This is a genomic window from Leucobacter viscericola (assembly GCF_011299575.1).
In the GTDB taxonomy this organism is placed as follows: domain Bacteria; phylum Actinomycetota; class Actinomycetes; order Actinomycetales; family Microbacteriaceae; genus Leucobacter; species Leucobacter viscericola.
Window position 1 is genome coordinate 804,484 of record NZ_CP049863.1, and the last position, 22,492, is coordinate 826,975.

General features: G+C 61.3%; 18 protein-coding genes and 1 tRNA gene. 4 read left to right on the forward strand and 15 right to left on the reverse strand.

Annotation, left to right across the window (positions count from 1 at the left end; genetic code table 11):
- Positions 1 to 46: 46 nt before the first annotated feature.
- From G7068_RS03880 to G7068_RS03895, 4 genes are all read right to left on the reverse strand, one after another.
- Positions 47 to 2,440 carry an S-layer homology domain-containing protein gene (locus tag G7068_RS03880; RefSeq protein WP_166289193.1) on the reverse strand — a complete coding sequence of 798 codons (2,394 nt, stop codon included), beginning with the start codon at positions 2,438 to 2,440 and terminating at the stop codon, positions 47 to 49.
- Between the two features lie 146 nt (positions 2,441 to 2,586).
- Positions 2,587 to 4,179, reverse strand: a complete 1,593-nt coding sequence (serA, locus tag G7068_RS03885) for a phosphoglycerate dehydrogenase (RefSeq protein WP_166289196.1) — start codon at positions 4,177 to 4,179, stop codon at positions 2,587 to 2,589.
- 93 nt (positions 4,180 to 4,272) lie between these two features.
- Positions 4,273 to 4,593, reverse strand: a complete 321-nt coding sequence (locus tag G7068_RS03890) for a DUF3422 domain-containing protein (RefSeq protein ID WP_166289199.1) — start codon at positions 4,591 to 4,593, stop codon at positions 4,273 to 4,275.
- Positions 4,594 to 4,596: 3 nt separating this feature from the next.
- On the reverse strand, positions 4,597 to 5,115 hold the full coding sequence (locus tag G7068_RS03895) for a hypothetical protein (RefSeq protein WP_166289202.1): 519 nt from the start codon (positions 5,113 to 5,115) through the stop codon (positions 4,597 to 4,599).
- A 70-nt stretch (positions 5,116 to 5,185) separates the two neighbouring features.
- Between G7068_RS03895 and hrpB the strand changes: the two genes are divergently transcribed.
- Positions 5,186 to 7,765: an ATP-dependent helicase HrpB gene (hrpB, locus tag G7068_RS03900; protein WP_166292979.1), complete on the forward strand. Its 2,580-nt coding sequence runs from the start codon at positions 5,186 to 5,188 to the stop codon at positions 7,763 to 7,765.
- A 92-nt stretch (positions 7,766 to 7,857) separates the two neighbouring features.
- On the opposite strand, the gene ilvC is transcribed toward hrpB, so the two are convergent.
- The 5 genes from ilvC to G7068_RS03925 form a co-directional block, all read right to left on the reverse strand.
- Positions 7,858 to 8,883, reverse strand: coding sequence for a ketol-acid reductoisomerase (gene ilvC, locus G7068_RS03905; RefSeq protein WP_166289205.1), 1,026 nt, complete (start codon positions 8,881 to 8,883; stop codon positions 7,858 to 7,860).
- A gap of 87 nt (positions 8,884 to 8,970) precedes the next feature.
- Complete coding sequence (gene ilvN / locus G7068_RS03910) at positions 8,971 to 9,480, reverse strand: acetolactate synthase small subunit (protein ID WP_166289208.1); 510 nt, start codon at positions 9,478 to 9,480, stop codon at positions 8,971 to 8,973.
- 2 nt (positions 9,481 to 9,482) lie between these two features.
- The gene (locus tag G7068_RS03915; RefSeq protein ID WP_166289212.1) at positions 9,483 to 11,285 is read right to left on the reverse strand and encodes an acetolactate synthase large subunit; all 1,803 of its coding nucleotides are present in this window, start codon (positions 11,283 to 11,285) and stop codon (positions 9,483 to 9,485) included.
- A gap of 81 nt (positions 11,286 to 11,366) precedes the next feature.
- Positions 11,367 to 13,061: a dihydroxy-acid dehydratase gene (ilvD, locus tag G7068_RS03920; RefSeq protein ID WP_166289215.1), complete on the reverse strand. Its 1,695-nt coding sequence runs from the start codon at positions 13,059 to 13,061 to the stop codon at positions 11,367 to 11,369.
- Positions 13,062 to 13,157: 96 nt separating this feature from the next.
- On the reverse strand, positions 13,158 to 13,397 hold the full coding sequence (locus G7068_RS03925; RefSeq protein WP_166289218.1) for a hypothetical protein: 240 nt from the start codon (positions 13,395 to 13,397) through the stop codon (positions 13,158 to 13,160).
- 148 nt (positions 13,398 to 13,545) lie between these two features.
- Here G7068_RS03925 and G7068_RS03930 point away from each other — a divergent pair, with 148 nt between their 5' ends.
- Together G7068_RS03930 and nhaA are read left to right on the forward strand one after the other, a co-directional pair.
- Positions 13,546 to 13,746 (forward strand): hypothetical protein, encoded by a 201-nt coding sequence (locus G7068_RS03930; RefSeq protein ID WP_166289221.1) that lies wholly within the window; start codon positions 13,546 to 13,548, stop codon positions 13,744 to 13,746.
- Positions 13,747 to 13,820: 74 nt separating this feature from the next.
- Positions 13,821 to 14,996 (forward strand): Na+/H+ antiporter NhaA, encoded by a 1,176-nt coding sequence (gene nhaA, locus G7068_RS03935; protein WP_244304660.1) that lies wholly within the window; start codon positions 13,821 to 13,823, stop codon positions 14,994 to 14,996.
- A gap of 111 nt (positions 14,997 to 15,107) precedes the next feature.
- Here nhaA and G7068_RS03940 read toward each other — a convergent pair whose 3' ends face one another.
- The 6 genes from G7068_RS03940 to G7068_RS03965 form a co-directional block, all read right to left on the reverse strand.
- Positions 15,108 to 16,367 (reverse strand): ABC transporter permease, encoded by a 1,260-nt coding sequence (locus tag G7068_RS03940; RefSeq protein ID WP_166289227.1) that lies wholly within the window; start codon positions 16,365 to 16,367, stop codon positions 15,108 to 15,110.
- A complete protein-coding gene (locus tag G7068_RS03945; protein ID WP_341873763.1) occupies positions 16,364 to 17,227 on the reverse strand; it encodes an ABC transporter ATP-binding protein in 864 nt (287 codons plus the stop codon). Before G7068_RS03945 ends, G7068_RS03940 begins: the two co-directional genes overlap by 4 nt.
- A complete protein-coding gene (locus G7068_RS03950; protein ID WP_166289230.1) occupies positions 17,224 to 18,795 on the reverse strand; it encodes a hypothetical protein in 1,572 nt (523 codons plus the stop codon). Before G7068_RS03950 ends, G7068_RS03945 begins: the two co-directional genes overlap by 4 nt.
- A 2-nt stretch (positions 18,796 to 18,797) precedes the next feature.
- Positions 18,798 to 19,856 (reverse strand): hypothetical protein, encoded by a 1,059-nt coding sequence (locus G7068_RS03955; protein ID WP_166289233.1) that lies wholly within the window; start codon positions 19,854 to 19,856, stop codon positions 18,798 to 18,800.
- A 3-nt stretch (positions 19,857 to 19,859) separates the two neighbouring features.
- A complete protein-coding gene (locus G7068_RS03960) occupies positions 19,860 to 20,906 on the reverse strand; it encodes a hypothetical protein (protein WP_166289236.1) in 1,047 nt (348 codons plus the stop codon).
- A 178-nt stretch (positions 20,907 to 21,084) separates the two neighbouring features.
- Entirely contained in the window at positions 21,085 to 22,173 is a 1,089-nt protein-coding gene (locus G7068_RS03965; RefSeq protein ID WP_166289239.1) for a hypothetical protein, read from the reverse strand.
- 224 nt (positions 22,174 to 22,397) lie between these two features.
- On the opposite strand from G7068_RS03965, the gene G7068_RS03970 reads away from it, so the two are divergent.
- Positions 22,398 to 22,469: transfer RNA gene (locus G7068_RS03970), tRNA-Lys, on the forward strand.
- Positions 22,470 to 22,492 lie beyond the last annotated feature (23 nt).

Below are 22,492 nucleotides of genomic sequence, written 5' to 3' on the forward strand. Positions count from 1 at the left end.
TCGTTCAGGATAGCACCGCCGCCTACCTGAACGCCGGATCCGCACGCTACAGCTTTGACGAGCGCTGCATGAACGCTGCCATGGCCGCGCGACTAGTCAGGTTCTTGGGCTGATACTCAAGACCCCTGCTCGTTGCCGTCCCTGTGGTGATCTGCTTGGAGTACATCCAGGTGATCTGCCTATAGAACTGCTGTTTGGTGGATACGTCTTTGAACGGGGACTTTGCGGGTGGCGAATACTTCGCGCCGTTCACCCGGTAGAGAAAGGCCGCCATAGCCTCGCGCGTGAGCGAATCGTTGGGCAAAAACTTGACGGTACCGTTCGCTTGCCTCGTGCCGGTGGTAATGCCCTTCTCCCACATCCAATAGATCTCTTTGTAGAATTTGTGACCCGTCGACACGTCGGTGAACGGCAGCTTTCCTTTTGAACCAGGCTTGTAACCGCTCGGCGCCTCGCTTCGGAACAGGAAGGCCGCGATAGCACCTCGAGTCACGTTCTCTGAGGGCCCATAGACTGCGGATCCGTCGACCTGCCGAGTTCCCGTTGAGGTCTTGGTGTCGTACATCCACTGGATGGGTCCCGCAAACTTGTGGCTCGCTGGCACATCTCTAAACGAGGTGTAGAAGTCAACGCGCACGTTCGCCGAGGCGCTCGTTTCCGATTCCACGATGACCCGTGCCCGTCCACCGTAGGGCTGCAGGAAATCCCCCTTGCCCAGAGAGTACCCGTCGGCCTTCGAAATCACGATGCTGCCTCGGTCGTACTGCTTCAGAATGCGGACGCCCCGCTGGCTCGGATCCATAAAGTTCGCGCCCGAGTCCTGCCCCGTTCCACTGCGGTACTCGACGTAGAAGGGTTCACTGCTCCCCGACTGCTGCACCTGGATCCCGCGGAGCCCCGATCCTGAGCTGAGCGCTTTAATCGTGAAGCGCTGAGTTTTGCCTGCGGCCTGTGTGACCTTCGGAATGGCAGTTGCCGGGAGAAGCTCAATGTCGGCTTTTTGGCTGATCGGCAGTGAGGGCAACACCGGACCAAGATCAGGCCGGTAGTACCCCATGACACTCCACGAATCGCGGTACTCGTCGTCGGTGCAGAGCTGCCCCGAAGCCCGGGTTTGTGGATCGAAGATCCACACGTTGGAGAGCGCCGCATCGTACGCATCGGCGTTGCAGGTGCGCGATCCGCTGTGATCAAGCCCAAAGTTGTGGCCAAACTCGTGGGCGACGATGCCGAGGGCATCCCTGAATGAGGTCCCGGAGTACCTCGCCCCCAGGTTGGCGTAGATTTCACCACCGCCGTGCAGTGTGTAGATGTCTCCCCAGCCAGCCGCTGCTCCCGGGCCACAGTTCTTGTCGACAAGCACCACGAGGTGCCGCGCGTTCTCGTAGTGGTCAACGCCCGGGAACTGATCTCGCGCAGCTTCCCAGGCCGCGTTCGGATCACACACGTCCATCCCTGCTGACGACAGCTGCTTTACCGCGTTCACGGAGATGCCGGTGATGAGCCCCTCTGACTCTTTTTTCCAGTAGTTTGACGTCAGTGTCATGAGATCACGCACCGCAGATTCTTGAGATGCCGTCGCGCTCGTAATGAGCACAACGTCTGCGGAGTGCTGCATGGCAGCCGGGCCCTTTGTCTGCGCCGGGGCCGGTGTGATCTCGACCTCCTTTGCGTCGAACGTCTCGCCTGCAGCAATCGTTGCTGTTGCCGCAGCCTCGACAACGACCGCCAGGTCTGGAGCTTTCTGAGCGGTTGCTGTGGAATCCTCAACCACCTCTTGCACTGCCTGCTGAGCGGCGTCGTCCAGGCTCACCGTTCCAGAAAACGCTTCTCCCCCTGATACGTCTTCTCCCAGAGATTCAGGATCAAGGGGAAGTGTTGTGCCCTCCGCCGTTTCAAGCTTGACCTGGTCAGGCAGCATGTCTACAGCTCCACCCGCATCAGATGCCGCAACCGATCCCTGTGTGGGCTCACCTGGGGCAACATGCAACACTCCGGAGACCTTGAGTGACTCAACTGGCTCTGCAGCCTGCGCAGTTATCGGTTTGGGGCTCTGCTTTGTTGCCCCTGTTTTGGGCTGTGGGGCAGGGGTCGGAGGTGCCTCTGGTTGTGGTGATTCGGTGCTGGGAGGTTCACTGCCCGGTGTCGGTTGCTCAGATTCTCCCCCGTTCGGAGCTTCGGGATCGGCCCCCTGGCCCGACCCACCATTCGTTCCGGGGTCGGTGCCGGGCTCATCTGCGGTTCCACTCTGATCTTGTTGATCGGTCGTGGGCGCAGATGGGTCAGCGGTCGTAGTGCCCGGTGCAGGCTTCGCCTGGGCACTCATCCCCGCCTGCACGAGGGGATCATCGGTTGCTCCGTTATCGGCAAAAGCGGGCTGTGCAGACACCACAACGAGCGGAATTGCGATCGCCAACGTAACAAACTTTTTCCACGACATCGTGGTCCCCTTTTAACTACAATTACTCCCCGGTAATGCTTGTAGGTAAAAAATACACACGGGAGGCGTGCAGAAAAAGGGGGTAGCGCTGTGAGTACTAAATTTGGTAGCCCACTACATTAGGTAGCCCGCTCGGGCTGGCAGACCTACTGAACGTCGATATCGATTGTGCTGATCTTCTCAGCACCGATCGCGACGCGCAAGGCCTCGATCAGTGATTCATCTACGGGTGAATCAACTGATAGCACCGAGAGCGCTGTGCCCTTCTTTTCATCACGAGCGATCTGCAGACCGGCAATGTTCACACCCGCGTCACCCAGCAGGTTGCCATAGCTTGCAACGATGCCGGGGCGATCCGTGTAGCTGAATACAATCAGGTGCTCGGGAATCGGCAGCTCGACCTCGTAGCCGTTGACCTCAACGATCTTCTCGACCTGCTTGGGGCCAGTGAGGGTGCCCGAAACGGACACGGGAGTGCCGTCGGTCAGCGCACCGCTCAGGGTGATGACGTTTCGGTAGCTCTCAGAAATTCCATCGACGCTGAACCGCACCTCAATGTTGCGCTGTTCCGCGAGCAGTGGTGCGTTGACGTACGACACGGGATCGCTCACAACCTTGGAGAACAGCCCCTTCAGAGCCGCAAGGCGCAGCGCTTCAACGTTGCGCTCGGCAAGCTCGCCGTGCACCTCGATGTCGAGGGAAGCAATGGGACCGTCTGCGAGTCCGGCGAAGACCTGACCGAGCTTCTCCGTGAGGGGCAGACCGGGGCGCACGTACTCATCGATCACGCCGCCGGCGACGTTCACCGCGTCGGGCACCAGGTCGCCGGCAAGAGCGAGTCGTACCGACTTCGCGACCGACACTCCGGCTTTCTCTTGAGCTTCCTCGGTGGAGGCCCCCAGGTGAGGGGTCACGTTGACGTTCGGCAGACCGGTGAGCGTCGTGTCTGCTGGCGGCTCCTGCACAAAGACGTCGAGCGCGGCACCGGCGATCTCGCCGGCATCGAGCGCAGCGATGAGCGCTTCCTCGTCAATGAGCCCGCCACGGGCAACGTTCACGACGTAGGCGGTCGATTTCATCGCCTTGAGCTGCTCTGCGCCAATCATGCCGAGCGTCTCGGGCGTACGAGGCATGTGGATCGTGAGGAAGTCAACGCGCTCGATGAGCTCCTCGAGTGACACTAGCTGCACACCAAGCTGCTGCGCACGCGCGGCGGTGACGTAGGGATCAAAGGCGATGAGTTCCACGCCAAAACCGCGCAGGCGCTCAGCAATGAGCGCGCCAATGCGGCCGAGGCCGATAATGCCGACTGTCTTTTCGTACAGCTCAATGCCGGTGAACGAGGAGCGCTTCCACTCCCCCGCCGACAGTGATGAGTGTGCACGCGGCAGGTGGCGTGCGAGGCCGAGGATGTGGGCCACAGTCAGCTCGGCCGCACTAATAATGTTTGAGGTCGGTGCGTTCACAACCATGACACCAGCCTGCGTTGCGGCCTTAATGTCGACGTTGTCGAGACCAACACCGGCCCGGGCAACAACCTTCAGCTTCGGTGCCCAGCTCAGCGCTTCGGCATCAATCTGCGTGGCCGAACGCACCAGCACAGCGTCAGCGGTCGCGAGCGCCGAGCGCAGCGCGTCGCGATCAGTACCGTCGACGTGCACCACCTCGAAGTCGGGGCCGAGAGCGGCGATCGTGGCGGGTGAGAGTTGTTCAGCGATCAGCACGATTGGCGCAGGCATCAGGCGGTTCCTTCGGGGATAAACGACAGAAACAATGCGCGCCCTGGGCGCGCGGATTTCCAGTCTAGTGGCGCGAGACCGGCCTTCCGTACGCTACGCGAAATATGACGACTCAGGAATCAGGTGCATCAGGTCAATCTGCAACACTGCAACAACCGTGATCCCTACTGCCAGCAGCAGGATCCGAATCCCCGCTTTGCGTTTTCTACCGAGAATCAACGCGAGCGAGAGCAGCACCACCGGCATAACGATGCCGGTAATCAACCAGATCCAGCCGACAGCGCTCAGCCCGGTGCCAAGAGCACCAGCGAGACCGGACATGCCGATGAGGTTGCCAATCGCGGCTGTGGCCGCATACAGGTACAGCACCGCCAACAAAAAGCCGACGACCCAAGCCGAAACTACTTTGACCATAACCTAGCTAATCCTCGCGATGAGCATGGGCAACGGCAACAGCACAATCGCCCCGATAAACAAGAACAACACAAGACGTTTCGTTCGCCCGCCGCGGCTGAAGAAGAGTGAGACGCCGAACCAGAGCAGGGGCGCAAGTGGCGCTGCCCAGAAGACGATCTGCTGCAGCACCCCACCGATCGTGCCGCTGCCGGCGGCCGCCATAGCATTCACTGACGCGTAGGCCTGCGCAATAACGAACCAGCCCCAGACATACAGCAGGTACAGACCACCAAACACACCCAGGGTTACGAGGGCACCGTTGCTGAGCCCCGGCGCGGCGGATTCAGCATCCGTGGCAACCTCAGTCACTTGTTCTTCCGGCGCAACAGTGCTTTCGAGCGCAACGGTGTTTTCTGACGTAACAGTGCTTTCCGGCGCGACAGTGTCTTCCTCGACGGAAACTACCGGATCCTCACCCTCGACCTTCCAGCCGCTCGCAAGCGTGCTCTCACGCGCCGCTTGTTCCTTCTTTTTCCGCATTCCTCAACCTTATAGCCGCGGTGCTTTGAGCATCCGGTGAGCGGGTGGCCAGCCTAGACTTGGCAGCGTGATTACGCCGGTCTTCAACCTCACCTCCATAGGAGTTGGACTTCCCGTCGCGGAGCATCAAGACGAGCTCGAATCGGCCGCGAAGTTCGGCGTTATGGTCGTGACGGCCCCGCCGGGAACCGGCAAGACAACCTTCGTGCCACCACTGGTCGCAAACCTGGTTCGTGATCGTGGCACGACCCTCCTCACCCAGCCCCGGCGTGTTGCGGTGCGAGCCGCCGCGAACCGAATCGCGATGCTTGACGGCACTGCCGTTGGTGATGGAGTCGGCTTTACCGTTCGCGGCGAACGGCGCACCTCAAACCACACGCGTCTTGAGGTCCTCACGCCGGGTGTGCTGCTGCGACGCCTGCTCGCTGACCCGGGCCTCGACGGCATCGGGGCCGTGATTCTCGACGAGGTACACGAGCGCTCGGTTGACAGCGATCTGTTGCTCGGCATGATCGCGGAAGTTCGTACGCTGCGCGACGACCTCCTCGTGGTTGCCATGTCGGCAACACTCGATGCTTCCCGCGTCGCGGAACTGTTGGCCGGAGACGCCGGAGCGGCCCCGATTGTCGATATCCCTTCTGCCCTGCACCCGCTCCGAAAAGACCACGCTCCCTTCGCGGGAACCCGCCTCGATGATCGTGGTGTCACCAGGAATTACCTCGATCATCTCGCCGCTGTGACACTCGAAGCGCAGCAGGCCGAAGCCTGCGACACGCTCGTTTTTGTTCCCGGCGCTCGTGAGGTCGATGAACTCGTGCGCCGGCTGCGCACAAACGCGCGCGGTCCACTCGAGATACTTCCATTACACGGCAGGGTGCCAGCACGGGATCAGGATCGCGCGGTGCGCGGACGAGGTCCGGGTGACCCGCCGCGGGTCGTTGTCAGTACTTCACTCGCCGAAAGTTCGCTCACTGTGCCGGGAGTGCATCTCGTGGTCGATTCCGGGCTCTCCCGAGAGGCACGGCGCGACCGCGCACGCAGCATGACTGGCCTCGTTACCGTAAGCGCGTCTCGGGCGAGCGCCGAGCAGCGCGCTGGTCGAGCAGCGCGTCAGGGGCCGGGCCGAGTCGTGCGCGCGTATTCAGAGGCCGACTTCGCGCGGATGCCCGCCGAGTCGGCGCCGGAAATCGCCTCGGCCGACCTCACCGATACCGCGCTGCTCCTGGCCGCCTGGGGCACCCCGGGAGGTGTCGGTTTGGCGCTCCCCAGCGCTCCCCCGGCCGCGGCAATGGACGAGGCCGTTGAGGAACTTCGCGCCCTGCACCTGACCGACGAGACGGGACACCCCACTTTGCAAGGAACCCGCGTGGCTCGACTGCCAATCGGGGTGCGGGACGCGCGGGCGCTGCTCGCCGGGGCCATTGAGCTCGGCGATGTCCGTCTCGCCGCAGAGGTGGTCGCCGCAATCTCAGACGACCACCGCGACTCGGGTGCCGATCTGCCGCGGCTCCTTCGCGAACTGCGCACCGGTCGAGCACCCGGCGCCGAGCGGTGGCGCCGCGAGAGCCAGCGACTCGAGCGGATCGCTGCGGCAGAGCTCTCGACCGTTGCCGCACCCGCTGAGGCGTTCTCGGCCAGCGCGCCCGGCGCAGCCGGTGACGCACCCGGCATCGTGGCGGCGCTTGGTCGACCCGAGTGGATCGCGCACCGCGTCTCCGAGGGGTCCCGTGGCTACCTGCTAGCAAGCGGTACCAGAGCTGCCCTCCCCGAGAACAGCGGGCTGATTGGAAGTGAATGGATCGCCGTGCGCGAAGTGCAGCGTGCCGAGGGACGCGCCGCCGACGGTGCGGGAGCGGTGATCCGTCTCGCCGCACCAATCGCGGAGGCCGATGCACTGAGGATCGGCGATACCCTTCTCGCCCGCAAGCGCCTAGCTCGGGTGGAGGATGGCCGGGTGCGGGTGCGAGAGGAACACCGGTTCGGCGCGATCCTGCTCTCCTCGACCCCCACCGCACCAAGCGATGCCGATACCGGGCCAGCCTTCGCAGCCCACCTGCGCGAGCGGGGTCTTGCTGCGCTCAACTGGTCGGAGGCGGCAATCGGGCTGCGAGCCCGACTCGCACTGCTTCATAGGGAACTCGGCGAACCCTGGCCTGCAATGAGCGACGAGGCGCTGCTGACTCCCCTCGAGCAGTGGCTCGGGCCCGACCTTGATCGGCTCGGCGCGGCATCTTCGCTGCACCGCATCGATGTGGCCTCGGCGCTGCGTCGGCTACTCCCCTGGCCCGAGGCGGCGCGGCTCGAAGAGTTGGTCCCGGAGCGGCTGGCGGTGCCCTCGGGCTCAACAGTGGGCATTCGTTACCCGGATCCCGCCGATCCTGCCGCCCCTCCCGTGATCTCAGTCAAGCTGCAGGAGATGTTTGGCCTTGCGCAGACACCGCGACTCGTGGAGGGCAGGGTACCCGTGCAAGTGCATCTGCTCTCTCCCGCGCGCCGCCCGCTCGCGGTCACCGACGATCTCTCCTCGTTCTGGAACGGCCCATACCAAGAGGTGCGCCGTGAGATGCGCGGCCGCTACCCGAAGCACCCCTGGCCCGAGGACCCCTGGGCGGCCCAAGCCACGGCCCGCGTGACACGCCCGCGCACATAAGGCACCCGTATAAACAATTCGGGGGTCAGTTTCTGGTAGAAAACAGTGTTTTACTACCAGAAACTGACCCCCGAATGAAGGGCAGTACGCGACTAGCGCGCGGCGCTGCCGTCGACGTAGTCGGTGTCGGTCTGCTTCCAAGCGAAGAGCTTGCGCAGCTCGCGACCGGTGGTCTCGATCGGGTGCTTCTCAGCCTTGGTGCGGAGCTCGATGAACTCCTTGCCACCGTTGTCCTGATCCTCGATGAAGCGCTTTGCGAAGGCACCCGACTGGATGTCTGCGAGCACAGCCTTCATGTTCTCCTTGACGCTCGCGTCGATGACGCGCGGGCCCGAGACGTAGTCGCCGTACTCAGCGGTGTCGGAGACGGACCAGCGCTGCTTGGCGATGCCGCCCTCCCACATCAGGTCGACGATCAGCTTGAGCTCGTGGAGCACCTCGAAGTAGGCGATCTCGGGCTGGTAGCCAGCCTCGGTCAGCGTCTCGAAGCCGTACTGCACGAGCTGCGAGGTGCCACCGCAGAGCACTGCCTGCTCGCCGAAGAGGTCCGTCTCGGTCTCTTCGGTGAAGGTGGTCTTGATAACACCGGCGCGGGTGCCACCGATTGCCTTGGCGTACGACTTCGCGGTCTCCCAAGCGGAGCCCGAAGCGTCAACCTCGACGGCGATGATGTCGGGGATGCCGCGGCCGGCCTCGAACTCGCGGCGCACGGTGTGGCCCGGAGCCTTCGGAGCGACGAGGATCACGTCGACACCCTCGGGGGTCTCGATGTAGCCGAAGCGAATGTTGAAGCCGTGAGCAAACGCGAGCGTCTTGCCAGCGGTCAGGTGCTGCTTGATCGACTCGTTGTAGATTGTGCGCTGGTACTGATCCGGTGCAAGCACCATGATCAGGTCGGCCCACTCAGCAGCGTCAGCAACGGTCTTCACGGTGAAGCCGGCTTCTTCAGCCTTCTGGATCGACTTCGAGCCCTCCTTGAGGGCGATGACGACCTCAACACCCGAGTCGCGCAGGTTCATTGCGTGCGCGTGCCCCTGTGAGCCGTAGCCGACAATGGCAACCTTCTTGCCCTGGATGATCGACAGATCTGCATCTGCGTCGTAGTACATCTCAGCCACTTGTGACTCTCTTTCGTTGTGTGATTTCGGTAAATCTGGTTTGGATGGATCCTGCGACTCGCAAGCTCGCGCAGGATGACAGCGGGGTCAGTTTTTGAAGACGCGCTCGGTAATCGACTTGGATCCGCGCCCCATGGCAATAAGCCCGGACTGCGCGATCTCCTTGATTCCGTAGGGCTCAAGCACCTTCAGGAAGGCGTCGATCTTGCCACTGTCGCCCGTCACCTCGATGGTGAGCGCGTCAGGCACCACGTCGACCACCCGCGCACGGAAGAGGCTCACGGCCTCCAGCACGTGTGAACGAGTTTGGTTGTCAGCGCGCACCTTGATGAGCACGTGCTCGCGCTGCACGGAGTTGGATTCCTCCAGCTCCACGATCTTGATGACGTTGACAAGCTTGTTCAGCTGTTTGGTCACCTGCTCGAGCAGGATCTCGTCTTCGTCGACCACAACGGTGATGCGCGACAGTCCACGCATCTCGGTGGGGCCCACAGCGAGCGATTCGATGTTAAAACCGCGGCGGGCAAAGAGCCCCGCAACACGGGTCAACAGACCGGGCTTATCCTCTACGAGGAGGCTGAGTACGTGACGGCTCATTTTTACTCTTCCTCCCACTCGGGGGCGTGCTCAAGCGCATACTGAATGTCGCTGTTGGAGGTGCCCTGGCGAACCATCGGCCACACCATCGCGTCCGAGCTCACAACGAAGTCGATCACCACGGGGCGATCATTCGTCTCGAGTGCGAGCTTGATCGCGTCGTCAACCTGGTCCTCGCGCTCAACCCGAATGGCGAGGCAACCGTACGCCTCGCCCAGCTTCACAAAGTCGGGAATGCGCGCGCTGCCGTGACCCGTGTTCAGTTCGGTGTTCGAGTAGCGGCCGTTGTAAATCAGCGTCTGCCACTGTCGCACCATGCCGAGCGACGAGTTGTTGATGATGGCAACCTTGATGGGGATGTTGTTCACCATGCAGGTGGCCAGCTCTTGGTTCGTCATCTGGAAGCAGCCGTCGCCGTCGATCGCCCAGACCACGCGGTCGGGCTCGGCGACCTTGGCACCCATAGCAGCGGGCACGGAGTAACCCATGGTGCCGGCACCGCCCGAGTTCAACCAGGCGTTCGGGCGCTCATACTTGATGAACTGCGCCGCCCACATCTGGTGCTGACCAACTCCCGCCGCGTAGATGCCCTCGGGTCCGGTGATCTCACCGATGCGCTGAATGATGTGCTGCGGTGAGAGCAGACCGTCGGTGGTCTCCTGGTATCCGAGCGGAAACTTCTCCTGCAGCATGCGCAGGCGCTCCCACCAGGCTGAGGTGTCGGCGCACTCACGGCTCAGCTTGCACGTCGACACCGCGGCAATGAGGTCGGAAATAACCTCGGCTGCGTCGCCCACGATCGGCACGTCTGCGGCGCGGATCTTGCCGATCTCTGCCGGGTCAATATCCGCGTGGATCACCTTCGCGTCGGGCGCGAACTGCGCGGCCTTGCCGGTCACGCGGTCGTCGAAGCGCGCACCAAGCGCGATCAGCAGATCGGACTCCTGCAGCGCGAGCACCGCCGGAACCGTGCCGTGCATACCCGGCATGCCGAGGTGCTGCGGGTGCGAATCAGGGAACACACCGCGGGCCATGAGGGTCGTCACGACGGGCGCACCAACGAGCTCAGCAAGCTGTAGCAGCTCGGCGGATGCACCGGCACGGCCAACACCACCGCCCACGTAGAACACGGGACGCTCGGCCTGCGCGATGAGATCCGCTGCCGCCTGAATCTGCTTGCTGTTGGCCTTGGTGATCGGGCGGTAGCCCGCGAGATCAACCCGCGGATCCCACACAAAATCGACGAGGCCCTCCTGGGCATCCTTCGTGATGTCGACCAGCACTGGGCCGGGGCGACCGGTCGAAGCGAGGTGGTACGCGGCGGCAATCGCGCCGGGCACGTCCTCAGGCTTCTTCACGAGGAAGGAGTGCTTCGTGATCGGCATCGTGATGCCGATGATGTCGGCTTCCTGGAACGCGTCGGATCCCATAAGGTGCGAAAACACCTGACCGGTAATCGCGAGCATCGGCACGGAGTCCATGTAGGCATCCGCAATCGCGGTGACGAGGTTCGTGGCGCCGGGGCCCGAGGTCGCGATGCACACGCCGACCTCTCCCTTGGCCGAGGCGAATCCCTCAGCCGCGTGGCCGCCGCCCTGCTCATGACGAACAAGGATGTGGCGCAGCTCTGCCGCGTCCATCAGTGCGTCGTACAGCGGCAACACTGCGCCGCCGGGAAGCCCGAAGACGTCACGCACGCCGAGCGCTTCCAGGCTGCGAACAACAGCCTGCGCTCCGGTCATCCGTTCGCCGCCGGAATGATCCGGGTCTGGTTGATGTGGCACTGCACTCGATTCCGAGGTCATGTCTTGCTTTCTCGATTGAAGGTGTCATGCAATACAAACAAGGGCGTCTCCGTGTGGAAGCACCGGCGCGTGAGGCGCAAACTAACCCGTGATTGCGCCCTCAGAGGCAGAATGCACAAGCTTGGTGTACTTCGCGAGTACGCCGCGGGTGTATCGCGGGGGAAGCGGGGCCCAGTTCTCTCGTCGGGCCTCAAGCTCAGTGGGATCCACCAGCAAGTCGAGCGTTTGAGCGGCGATATCGACCCGAATCAGGTCACCGTCGCGCACCAGGGCAACTGGACCTCCGTCCGATGCTTCCGGTGCAATATGGCCGATACACAGTCCGGTTGTGCCGCCTGAGAATCGCCCGTCCGTCAATAGTAGTACATCTTTTCCGAGCCCAGCGCCCTTGATGGCACCGGTGATCGCAAGCATCTCGCGCATGCCGGGGCCACCCTTGGGTCCCTCGTAGCGGATCACAACGATGTCACCCTTGCCGATCTTGCCCTCAGTGAGCGCGTCCATCGCGGCGCGTTCACGCTCGAACACGCGCGCGGGGCCTTCAAACACCTCGGCGTCGAAGCCGGCGGTCTTCACCACGGCCCCGTCCGGTGCCAGCGAGCCGTGCAGGATCGTGAGGCCACCGGTCGCGTGAATCGGATCATCAAGGTTGTGGATCACCTTGCCGTCAACCGGGTCCGGGTTCAGCTCGGCGAGGTTCTCAGCCATGGTCTTGCCGGTCACAGTCAACACGTCGCCGTGCAGCAGGCCAGCGTCGAGCAGGGCCTTGAGGATCACCGGAACACCACCGTGGCGATCGATGTCGGCCATCACGTACTTGCCGAACGGCTTCATGTCGGCGAGGTGCGGCACCTTTGCGCCGATGCGGTTGAAGTCCTCGAGCGTCAGATCCACCTCGGCCTCGCGCGCAATTGCGAGCAGGTGCAACACGGCGTTGGTCGAGCCGCCGTAGGCCATGAGCAGCGTGATCGCGTTCTCGAACGCCTTCTTCGTGAGGATGTCACGAGCGGTGATGCCGAGACGCAGCATGTTGACAACAGCCTCACCCGAGCGGTGGGCGTAGTAGTCACGGCGACGATCCGCGCTGGGCGGAGCGGCAGAGCCGGGAAGGCTCATGCCGAGGGCCTCGGCAATCGAGGCCATCGTGTTGGCGGTGTACATGCCACCGCAGGCGCCCTCACCGGGAGCGATCGCACACTCGATGCGCTTCAGGTCTTCTTCGCTCATGGTGCCGGCCTTGCACGCACCAACGGCCTCGAAGGCGTCGATGATGGTGACTTCCTTCTCCGTGCCGTCGGTGAGCTTGACCCAGCCGGGGGCAATCGAACCTGCATAGAGGAAGACCGAGGCAAGGTCGAGGCGGGCAGCCGCCATCAGCATGCCCGGCAGCGACTTGTCGCAACCGGCGAGCAGGATCGAACCATCGAGGCGCTCCGCCATCATGACGGTTTCAACCGAGTCAGCAATGACCTCACGCGAGACGAGCGAGAAGTGCATACCCTCGTGGCCCATCGAGATGCCATCGGAAACCGAGACGGTGCCGAACTGCAGCGGGTATCCCCCACCCGAGTGCACACCCTCTTTGGCACCCTGTGCGAGCCGGTCGAGGCTCAAGTTACACGGGGTGATCTCGTTCCAGGAGCTGGCGATGCCGATCTGGGGCTTATCCCAGTCCTCATCTCCCATACCCACGGCGCGAAGCATGCCTCGCGCTGCGGCCTTCTCGATCCCGTCGGTGACGTCGCGACTACGCGGCTTGATGTCAGTCTGTGCCATTGTCCTATTCTATGCACAGACGTATTCTGTCTCGGTTCTGAAACGGCAACGGCGCCGAGGAGCTGTGCTCCCCGACGCCGTTAAACGTTCGTTTCGTTACTTCCCGGTTGCGGGAAGAATGCCGAATGGAATCATGAAACCAAGAATGGTTGAGGCGAGTCCACCGACAAAGGTCCATACTTCGGCCGCACCAAGGCTGGGCTGGATGCCGTAGCCCATCAGCACAAAACCACCAAGAATCAGCACAACGGAAAGAATAAACAGCACACCGGTGATCGCGCCAACGGCTCCCTGCGAGCTCTCTTCGAACAGCGTCTCGGTCTTCTGCTTCGCCATGCCGGTTCTCCTTCGTAGCTTGTGGGCCCAGGTTTTACGAGCCGATATATTTGCCACGCCGTGACAAACTCCTTCTGCAAGCGTATCGCATGCGAGACACCCGGGCGTTAGGCTTAGCTTTGCACTGTTCGGCCCGCAAGGAGGAGCCATGGCGATCGGCAAGTATGTGACAAACCCCGGGGTTATCGGGGCCGCGTTTGGCGCGCTCAGCACTTCAAAGCGCACCCAGCACATGCCAAGGGACTGGCGCCGCTACGTCGTGTGGGGTGTGTGGGCCGCCGGTCTGGCACTTGCGATCGCCGGTGTTGCAATGCAGGGCTCGGAAGATGAGGATCTTCCCAAGCGCTAGACGACTACACTGGAACGTGGTGAGTCGGGAAGCCTGGTCGACACATAATCGACCGAACCGAAATGGATCCCAGCATGAACCACACTCCCGCAACATCGCGTCTTAGCCACCTCTTACGGGGCGAGATTACCGGCGGTGTCATTCTCGTCATCGCGGCGGCTGCCGGTTTCATCGCCGCCAACAGCCCCCTCGCAGAGCAGTACTTCGCGCTCCGCGACACAAAACTCGGTCCAGCGGGACTCGGGTTGCAGCTCAGCCTCGGGCACTGGGCCTCCGACGGCCTGCTCGCCATCTTCTTTTTTATGGTCGGGCTCGAGCTCAAGCAGGAGTTCATCACGGGGGCGCTGCGCCGCGTTTCAACTGCAATCGTTCCGGTCGCGGCGGCCGTCGGAGGGGTTGCGATCCCCGCGGTTATTTACCTGGCCATCAATGCGGGCACGTCAGGAGCAGAGGGTTGGGCGATCCCGACAGCGACCGACATCGCGTTTGCCGTCGCGATCCTCGGCCTCATCGCCCCCGGCATTCCGCCCGCGCTTCGCATCTTTTTGCTCACCCTCGCGGTTGTTGACGACCTGATCGCGATTACCATCATCGCGGTGTTCTTCACGGAGCAGTTACAGCTACTCCCCCTCGTCATCGCGCTTGTACCGCTCGCACTGTTCGCGGTCATCGCACGCACCGCACCCGCCTGGCTTGCGCGGTCAGCGTGGGGGCCGTGGGTGGCGCTGCTGCCACTCGGGATCGTGGTGTGGGCCCTCTTTCTGGCCTCGGGAATCCATCCAACGGTTGCCGGTGTGGTCCTCGCGTTCCTCATTCCGGTACGCGGCCGCGACGGTACCCCACTCGCAAAAACTCTCGAGCACCGCTATTCGCCCCTCTCGGCGGGCGTTGCGATCCCGATCTTTGCGTTTTTTGCCGCGGGCATCGCAGTGAGTGGAACTTCGAATTTTCCGCTGGATCCCATCGCCATCGGTGTGATTCTCGGGCTTGTTGTTGGTAAGCCGGTTGGGATCACCCTCACGACCTGGCTTCTCACCCGCTTTACGAGCGCGAAGCTCGATCCGGCTATCCGGTGGCGACAGCTCGTCGGTGTCGGGGCGCTTGCCGGCGTGGGGTTCACAGTCTCACTGCTCGTCGCAGAACTCAGCCTCTCCGACCCGGCTGAGGCCGACACCGCTCGTCTTGCCGTGTTGGTTGCCTCGGTGCTCGCCATCGCGGTGGCTGCGCTGTTTCTCGCCAGGCGGCGATAAGACTCTGCCTCAACCCGATTCCGGGGTCAGTTTCTGGTACCAAAACACGATTTAGTGCCAGAAACTGACCCCAACTTCGGGAAAAGGTGGGGGAAAAAGAAGTAAGCAGGTCTAGTCCCGTAGGGCGTCAACAGGTTCGATTCTGGCGGCCTTCATCGCGGGGTACGTTCCGGCTGCGAGACCAACCAGGGCTCCCACTACGACCCCGACAGGGGCTGCCCACGGGGCTAGCATCGGGGTCCACTGTTGAGTGAAACACACTGCTAACAGCCCAAAAAGCCCCACGGCCACACCTATGAGCCCACCGAGCACACCCGTCGTCACGGACTCAAGCATGAACTGCCGCGAGATATCTCGAGTGCGCGCGCCGAGCGCGCGACGCAGGCCGATCTCACCGCGCCGCTCCGATACGGAGAGCAGGGTGACGTTTGCGATCCCGATGCCACCACCGATAAGCGCAACAATGCCAATCGCGATGAACAGCACGTTGACGTCGGCCTCGACACTCTTTTGCAGCTCGTTCGCCCCTCCCGGGGCTGAGACCTTAAACCCGTCTGGGGCGTTGGGGTTCAGTGCGATGGGAGCCTGTTTACCGACAACGGGACCCGCGCCAATATCGATGCGAATATCGAGCGCATCAGGCGCGCCAAGGTCAAGCTCGGAGCGCGCGGTGTTGATCGGCACGATAACGGAATCGAGTAGCCCCTCACGCGTACCGACCTTGTCGAGAATGCCGATCACCGTGTAGGCACGGTCATTCACGAAAATCGCGGGTTGTCCGCTCACACGGTTGATCCCGAGCTTTTTTGCGGCATTTTTACCGAGCACCACCACGCGGTCTCGGCGGCTGTCGTGCCCACTATCGAAGAAGCGTCCGGTCTGTATTTTTCCCTGCACTGCCTGCATAATCTCGGGCGAAGCTGCGACCACGGGCGGAGGCGCCGTTGCGACCTGCGAGGGATCCTGCACCTGAACAGTCTCAACCTTTGGCGAGTTGGGAACTTTCGCGTATAGGGCAGCGTGCTTCACACCAACAAGGTCTTCTGTGCGCTCAACGGCATCCCAGGGAATCCTCGCGGTTGCCCGCTCTTTGTTCCCTGAGGCTTTGGTCTTGCCCGGCTCGATCGACACTCTGGTTGCGGCGAGCGCGTCAAACTGCTGGGAAATCTGGCCCGCTGCCGTCTGCGCAAAGCCAATTGTTGCGACGAGCGAGGCGATTCCCAGCACGGTGCCGAGCAGCGTAATGACGAGCCGCGAGGGCCGCGCTCCCACTCCCTCAAGCGCCTCCCGAGTCAGATCCCGAATGGGCAGACCCGGGATCTTCGCCGCGCGCTTGCGGGAGCGAAGCCTGTTCCAGAACCGCGCGATCATGCGACCACCGAGAGCTCTCCGTCTTGCATACGAACGCGTCGCTTCGCCGACGCGGCTACGGTCTCGTCGTGGGTAATCATGACGATGGTGAGGCCCTCTTTTCCAAGATCCTCGAAAAGTCGCATGACGATCTCGGAATTTTGTCGATCCAAGTTTCCGGTGGGCTCATCAGCAAGCAGCAAACGAGGTGAGGTGCAGACAGCCCGGGCGATGGCAACACGCTGGCGCTCGCCGCCCGAGAGACGATTGGGAAAAAAGTCGATGCGGTGCGCGAGGCCTACTTTGTGGAGCGATTCACGCGCGAGGGCTTCTCGATCCGCTTTGGGAACTCCGGCATAGGCTGTCGCGAGCATCACGTTTTCGAGCACGGTTCGGGTGGGCATCAGGTGGAATGACTGAAACACAAACCCAATCGCGTTACCGCGAAGCGCTGCGCGTTCGTCGTCGCTGAGATCCGCCGTGTCGATGCCCTCAAACAGAAAACGCCCCGTGCTTGGGCGGTCGAGCAGCCCAAGCGCGTTCAACATTGTGGATTTGCCGGATCCTGATGGTCCAATGATCGCCAGGTAGTCTCCGCGCTCGATCGTCAGGTCGATCCCCCGCAGTGCAAACACCTTGGGCGGACCAGGGAAGAACCTCGTCACGTCGTCGAGCTGCACGATAGGGCCCGCAAAGTTGCGATCTCCCGCGGCGTGCTGTTCGGCCAGGCGCTTTGCGGCGACTTCCTCACGTGCACCCACACGAGCCAGCTTTTTGGCCCGCCTGCGTTCCATGCGGTCCGCGGGTTCAGCTGAGGCTTCAGCCGCAGAGTCCGGGAGCTGACCGTCGAGGTCTTCGATCAGTTCCGTGAAGCCGCTCATCTGCCGACCACAACTTTCGCGCCCTTTTTGACGCGTGGATCGTCGGACGTAATCTCAACAAATCCGTCGGCGGCGAGTCCCACCTTCACGACTACGTTCTCCGTCACGGCATCTGGTCCGCTCTTCGGATCGATCATCAGCTCGATACGGTCCTCACCGCCAGAACCAGCTGAAAGCGCCGCGAGCGGCACTGCCATGACTTCACCCTTGGTGGAAGCAACCGGAATCTTCACGCGCACGTTGGTGTCGCGCAGCGCTTCGATCTCCTCGGAACTTAGCTCGCTCGGTGCCATCGTGACGGTGTAGCGGCTCGAGTCTTGGGAGTTGCCCCCGCTACCGCTACCGCCTGAGCCGCTACTCTGGCCCTCTGAGCCTTTCGAGCCGCCGGAGTCACCGGATTTTCCGCCCGACTTGGGGGCCTGAATCTTCTTCACGGTTGCCGTGAGTTCATCACCGTTCGGAGCGGAGAAAAACGCCTTCGCGCCGTCCGTGAGCAGCTCAGCGTCCTGCTGCGACACGGTCCCGGAGATCGTCAGGGTTGCCCCTGAAACGCTCATCGGTGATCCTGACAACACATCACCACGGTTTACCGACACGTCGTCAACTCGCCTCGGCAGCCCGGTAAGAAAAAGTACCTCGCTCGACGGCAGGGTCGGCATCACGGCCTCCTGCGCCGTGACGAGCGTAGACTGCGCATCGCCAAGAGCATCATTGGCGGCGTTCACCGCGGCCTGTTCCGCATTGGTGTTGGGCTGGGCAATGTCGATGGCATTACTCAGCTGGGCTTGCGCCTGCGCGAGGCTAAGCTGTGCGTCACGCACGCCACGCTCGGCGACGCGAAGCGCCTTCTGCGCCTCGTCGCCCCCGTTTGGTGCGCTGTATCCGACTTGCTCGTAGAGCGCACCGACCGCAGCGGCGGTGTCGCCGTCGTACACATCAGAGCTCGTGTCGCCCACACCAAACCCCATCGCGGTGAGAGCCGCCTTCAGCTGGACCACGTCGGGTCCGCGCATGCCGATACTCAGTGTGCGATACGCCGGCAATTCCCCAGGCAGCACGATAACCGGGCGTCCCGCGACTTCGAGAGCCAGGTTGCCGGTATTCAGGATCGCCCCTACCTCGGGTACACGCCCCGTAATGACGGCGCGCTCGCTTCCTCCTGGTGAGTCGATCGCAACCTGAACTGAATCGGCGTAGCTCACCTGGCCACGAATCACCACGGTGTTTTCGATCTGACGTTTCTCGATGGGAGCCGTCACCGGGCCGGGGTCGGGAGCTTTTGTGCGCGAGGCCGCGTCTGCGGGAGACACGATGAACTGCATCACACCAACACCAATCAGCATCGAAACAACGGCGACGCCAGCGATGAGCGCAACGAGACGAGCGCCCTTCCAGCCGCGCTTTTTCTTGACTGGTTCGGCGTCAGCGTCGGCTTCAGTCTCGGCGGTGACTACGCTCTCGACCAGGACTGCTGTCTCAACGTCTTCGGTTTCAATGTTCGTCTCTGAAGCTGGGGGCCCCTCAGCCGAGGATCCCCGATCCTTCCGATTGCGACGCAATGCGGCCATGGCTACTTTTCCTTCTTTTTCGAGGAGTACTTCACGAGCATCGCGTCGAGCTTGGTCTTGTGCTCATCGATGAACTTTTGTTCGAGTCCATACACAATCTTTTGACGTTCTTCTTCGTAGTGAGTTTTTTCCTGGCACTTCACATCGGCGACCGCGACCTTGATTTCTTTGGCGTGGAACGCTTCTGTCTCTTCTGTGCTGGGTTCCCGATACGTCATTGCTCCAGCGGCGTCCACACCCATTGTCAGCTTGCCTGACTCTTGCATCATCATCGTTTGCGCTTGGCCCGGACTCTGCACATCGAAACCGGCCTTTGAAACGCAGTCGGCCCATTTTTGGTTGAGCTTACGCACGTCTTCGTTAATGATGGGCTCTTCACCGTTGTCGTTTGTTTCAACGTAGATCTTGTCCATCTGCTCGAAGAGTTCCTGGTACTCCGGGTCATCCCGAGCTAATCCTGCGTTTCCTCGGGCGTCATTTTGGGCCGCTCCGTAGCAGCCCATTTTGGACCAGTCGATCTGAGGAAACTCGCCGTCTTCCAGGTCTTCCATCGAGTCTTCTTGAACTGGATTGCCATTCAACGCCTCGTAATAGGCTTGCTGCTCCGTATCCGTGAGTGAGCTTACGTATTCCGCGTTAGCATCAACCTCGCCTTCATCGGCGGTCCCATCTCCCTTAGATTCGGGGCCAAACATGCTGTCGAAAATGCGGTAGCCGTGCGCTTCAGCGTACGCGACCGTCCCCATCTCAAGCCCGTCTTCGCTTTCCATGGCAGGTGCCGCTAAGTACTCTTCGGAGAGAAGGTTCGGCTTGTAGTCAAACCCCTCTTTTGCCATGCACTTGGCGATCTGGTCCTCGATCTTGACCTGCTGCTTGTAGAAGCTGGAGTTGTCCTGCTCCTGGCTCCCCCACACGGCATACATGTATTTGTTGAGCGGGCTTCCCTCGGCCTGACCCTCGGGGGCCTCTGCGGCGCAGCCCGTCAGCGCGAGCGCAGCAATGCAGAGCGCCGCCGATGCGGCGAGCCCTGAAATCGGCTTCGTCTTCAACGGCGCAGCCACGAGCTACTTTTCCTTCTTCTTCGAACCGTACTTCGCGATCATCGCGTCAAGCTCTGCCTTGTGCTCGTCAACGAACTTCTGCTCAATCTTGTTCGTGATCTTGGTCTGCTCATCCGTGTACTTCAGCTTGTCCTGGCATTTGGCGTCAGCAACGGCGGTCTTGATCTCTTTGTCCTGGAACTTCTTCTTTTCTTCTTTGCTGGGCTCCTTGTACTCGCCGGAGTCCGATGCGCCAGCGTCCTGGACCTTCATCCATTCATCTTGCAAGGAATTTTGTGCCTGCATGGGAGTCGGGAAGTCGTAGCCGGCCTCGGTCATGCACTCAGCCCACTTGCGGTCGAGCTTGACCATGTCTTCGTTCGTGGAGCCGCTACTTCCATTTCCATAGACCTCGGAGTACATGTTGTTGATTTGCTCAAAGAGATCCTTGAACTCAGGATCGTCGGTGGCTTCAGCGGCGCTACCCTGCGCCTTGTGCTGAGCAGCTCCGTAACAACCGCCCTGCTTCCAGTCGTACTCGACAGCCGCGTCTTCGTCGTCCGGGTTCACTTGGTCTTCGCTCATGGGCGGGCCCCACAGCGTTACGTTGTAGGCCTGCTGCTCGGATTCTGAGAGCGAGTCAATGTACTTCTGGTTGGGATCGACGGGCTCTTTGCCATCATCACCGGAATCATTCGATGAGTCCATACCCGGTGAGTTGATGAAGCCGTAGCCGTAGGTCTCCGCAAATTTGACCGAGCCCCACTCGGGACCATCGTCGCCGTCGTCGCCGCTCATGTAGACCATGCCGCCGTTTTCGGTATTCGGCTTGTAGTCAAAACCCTCTTTCGCCATGCACTCCGCAACAAGCTCCTCGGTCTTCTCCTGCTGCTTGTCGAACTTCTCCTGGGTGAACTCTTCATCGCCCCACATAGCCGACATGTATTTCTGGAGTGGTCCCGCTTCGTCTTTGGACTTTTTAGCGTCACCGGAACTACATCCGGTGAGTGCAAGCGCGGCGACAACGAGCGCCGCGGGGACGGCATAGCGGGAAATCGACAGAGTTTTCATCAGGGCCTCTTTAACCTCGGGGTTGGGGGTACAGCGGGGGTGGGGCTCGATTTCCATCATCACTGATGGATTCGTCTACACCATTCTGAGAATGGATTTTTAGAATCATACGTCACGGAATCGGTAATTTGGTGTAAAGAACCTGACTCTGGGGCAATGACGCTCAATGCCGCGACGCCTACTTCTCTTGTTTCTTCGTGCCGTACTTGGCCAGCATGGCGTCGAGTTTCGCCTTGTTCTCATCTACGAACTTCTGCTCAACCTCGTTACTCAACCTCTGCTGAGTGCCCTTGTAGTCCACTTTGTCCTGGCACCTCCAGTCGGCGACAGCGGTGTTGATTTCCTTTTCCTGAAATTTTTCCTTTTCCTTTTTGCTCAGCTCTTTGGGCTCGTCACCCTCCTCAATCGTGGAACTGCTCCCGCTGGCAGAGCGCTCGACAGAGAAGCCCTGCGTCCTGCCCCACTCATCTTGCATGAAGTTGTTCGCTGCCATCGGGTTCTCGAAGTCATACCCGTCTTTCACCATGCATGCTGCCCAGTCGCGGTCAAGCTTTATCAGGACATCGTTGCTGGGCTTTCCGTCTTCACCGAGCATCGTGGAGTAAACGTCCTGCATCTTTACAAACAGGTCAGCAAACTCAGGATCTTCGGATGCCGCACGGTAGGCGTCTTCACCCTCAGTCTCGTGCTGAGCCGCGGCTTGACATCCGACTACATTCGAGTCCCAGCCAGACTCCTGACCCGCTTCCACTATCTCTACCGAGGACTGCTGGGCACCAAGCAGCGTCTCGTAGTACGCGCTCTGCTCTGACTCCGAAAGCGATTCAATGTACTTCTGATTCGGGTCCACCCACTGCTCCTCGCCGCCTTCTTCACCACCACCCATCAGCCCGTTCATAAACGATGAATCGACAATTCCGTATCCGTAGGTCTCGGCAAACTTCAGAGTGCCCCACTGCTCCTCTTCACTGCCTTCTTCCTCATCGCCACTCGGGATGAAGACGCTACCGCCCTGAGGGTTCGGCTTATATTCAAACCCTTCCTTCGCCATGCACTTCGCTATCGATTCTTCAGCTTTCGCGTGCTGTTTGTCGTAGAACTCCTGGTTGTATTGTTCGCTGCCGTACAACGCCGACATATATTTCTGCAGCGGCCCCTCTTCCGGTGTCTTCGCTTTGCTGTCTCCGCTACTGCAGCCGCTCAGCGCAAGCGCGGCAGCGACGAGCACTGCTGGCGCAGCGAAGCGGGTGATCGGTTTGAGATTCATCAGGGCCTCATTACTTGGGGGTTAGGTGGGGCTCGATTGCCGCCGTCATTGGCGGGACTTACTTTACGCATGTTAAGTACGCGCACTTGGAAGCCTACGAAACGAGCGCCTCGCCCAGGTGGGAATTCCCTGGACCGAACCACCCGAAATGCCCGGAATACCGATTGAGTTTGGAGCAACCCGGCGAGCGTGCTAACGTATCTATGTTGCTCACGGAGCGGCAGGCACCTCTAGCTCAATGGTAGAGCAATTGACTCTTAATCAATGGGTTCCGGGTTCGAGTCCCGGGGGGTGTACGGCTCAGGCTCTTCTTCTAAGT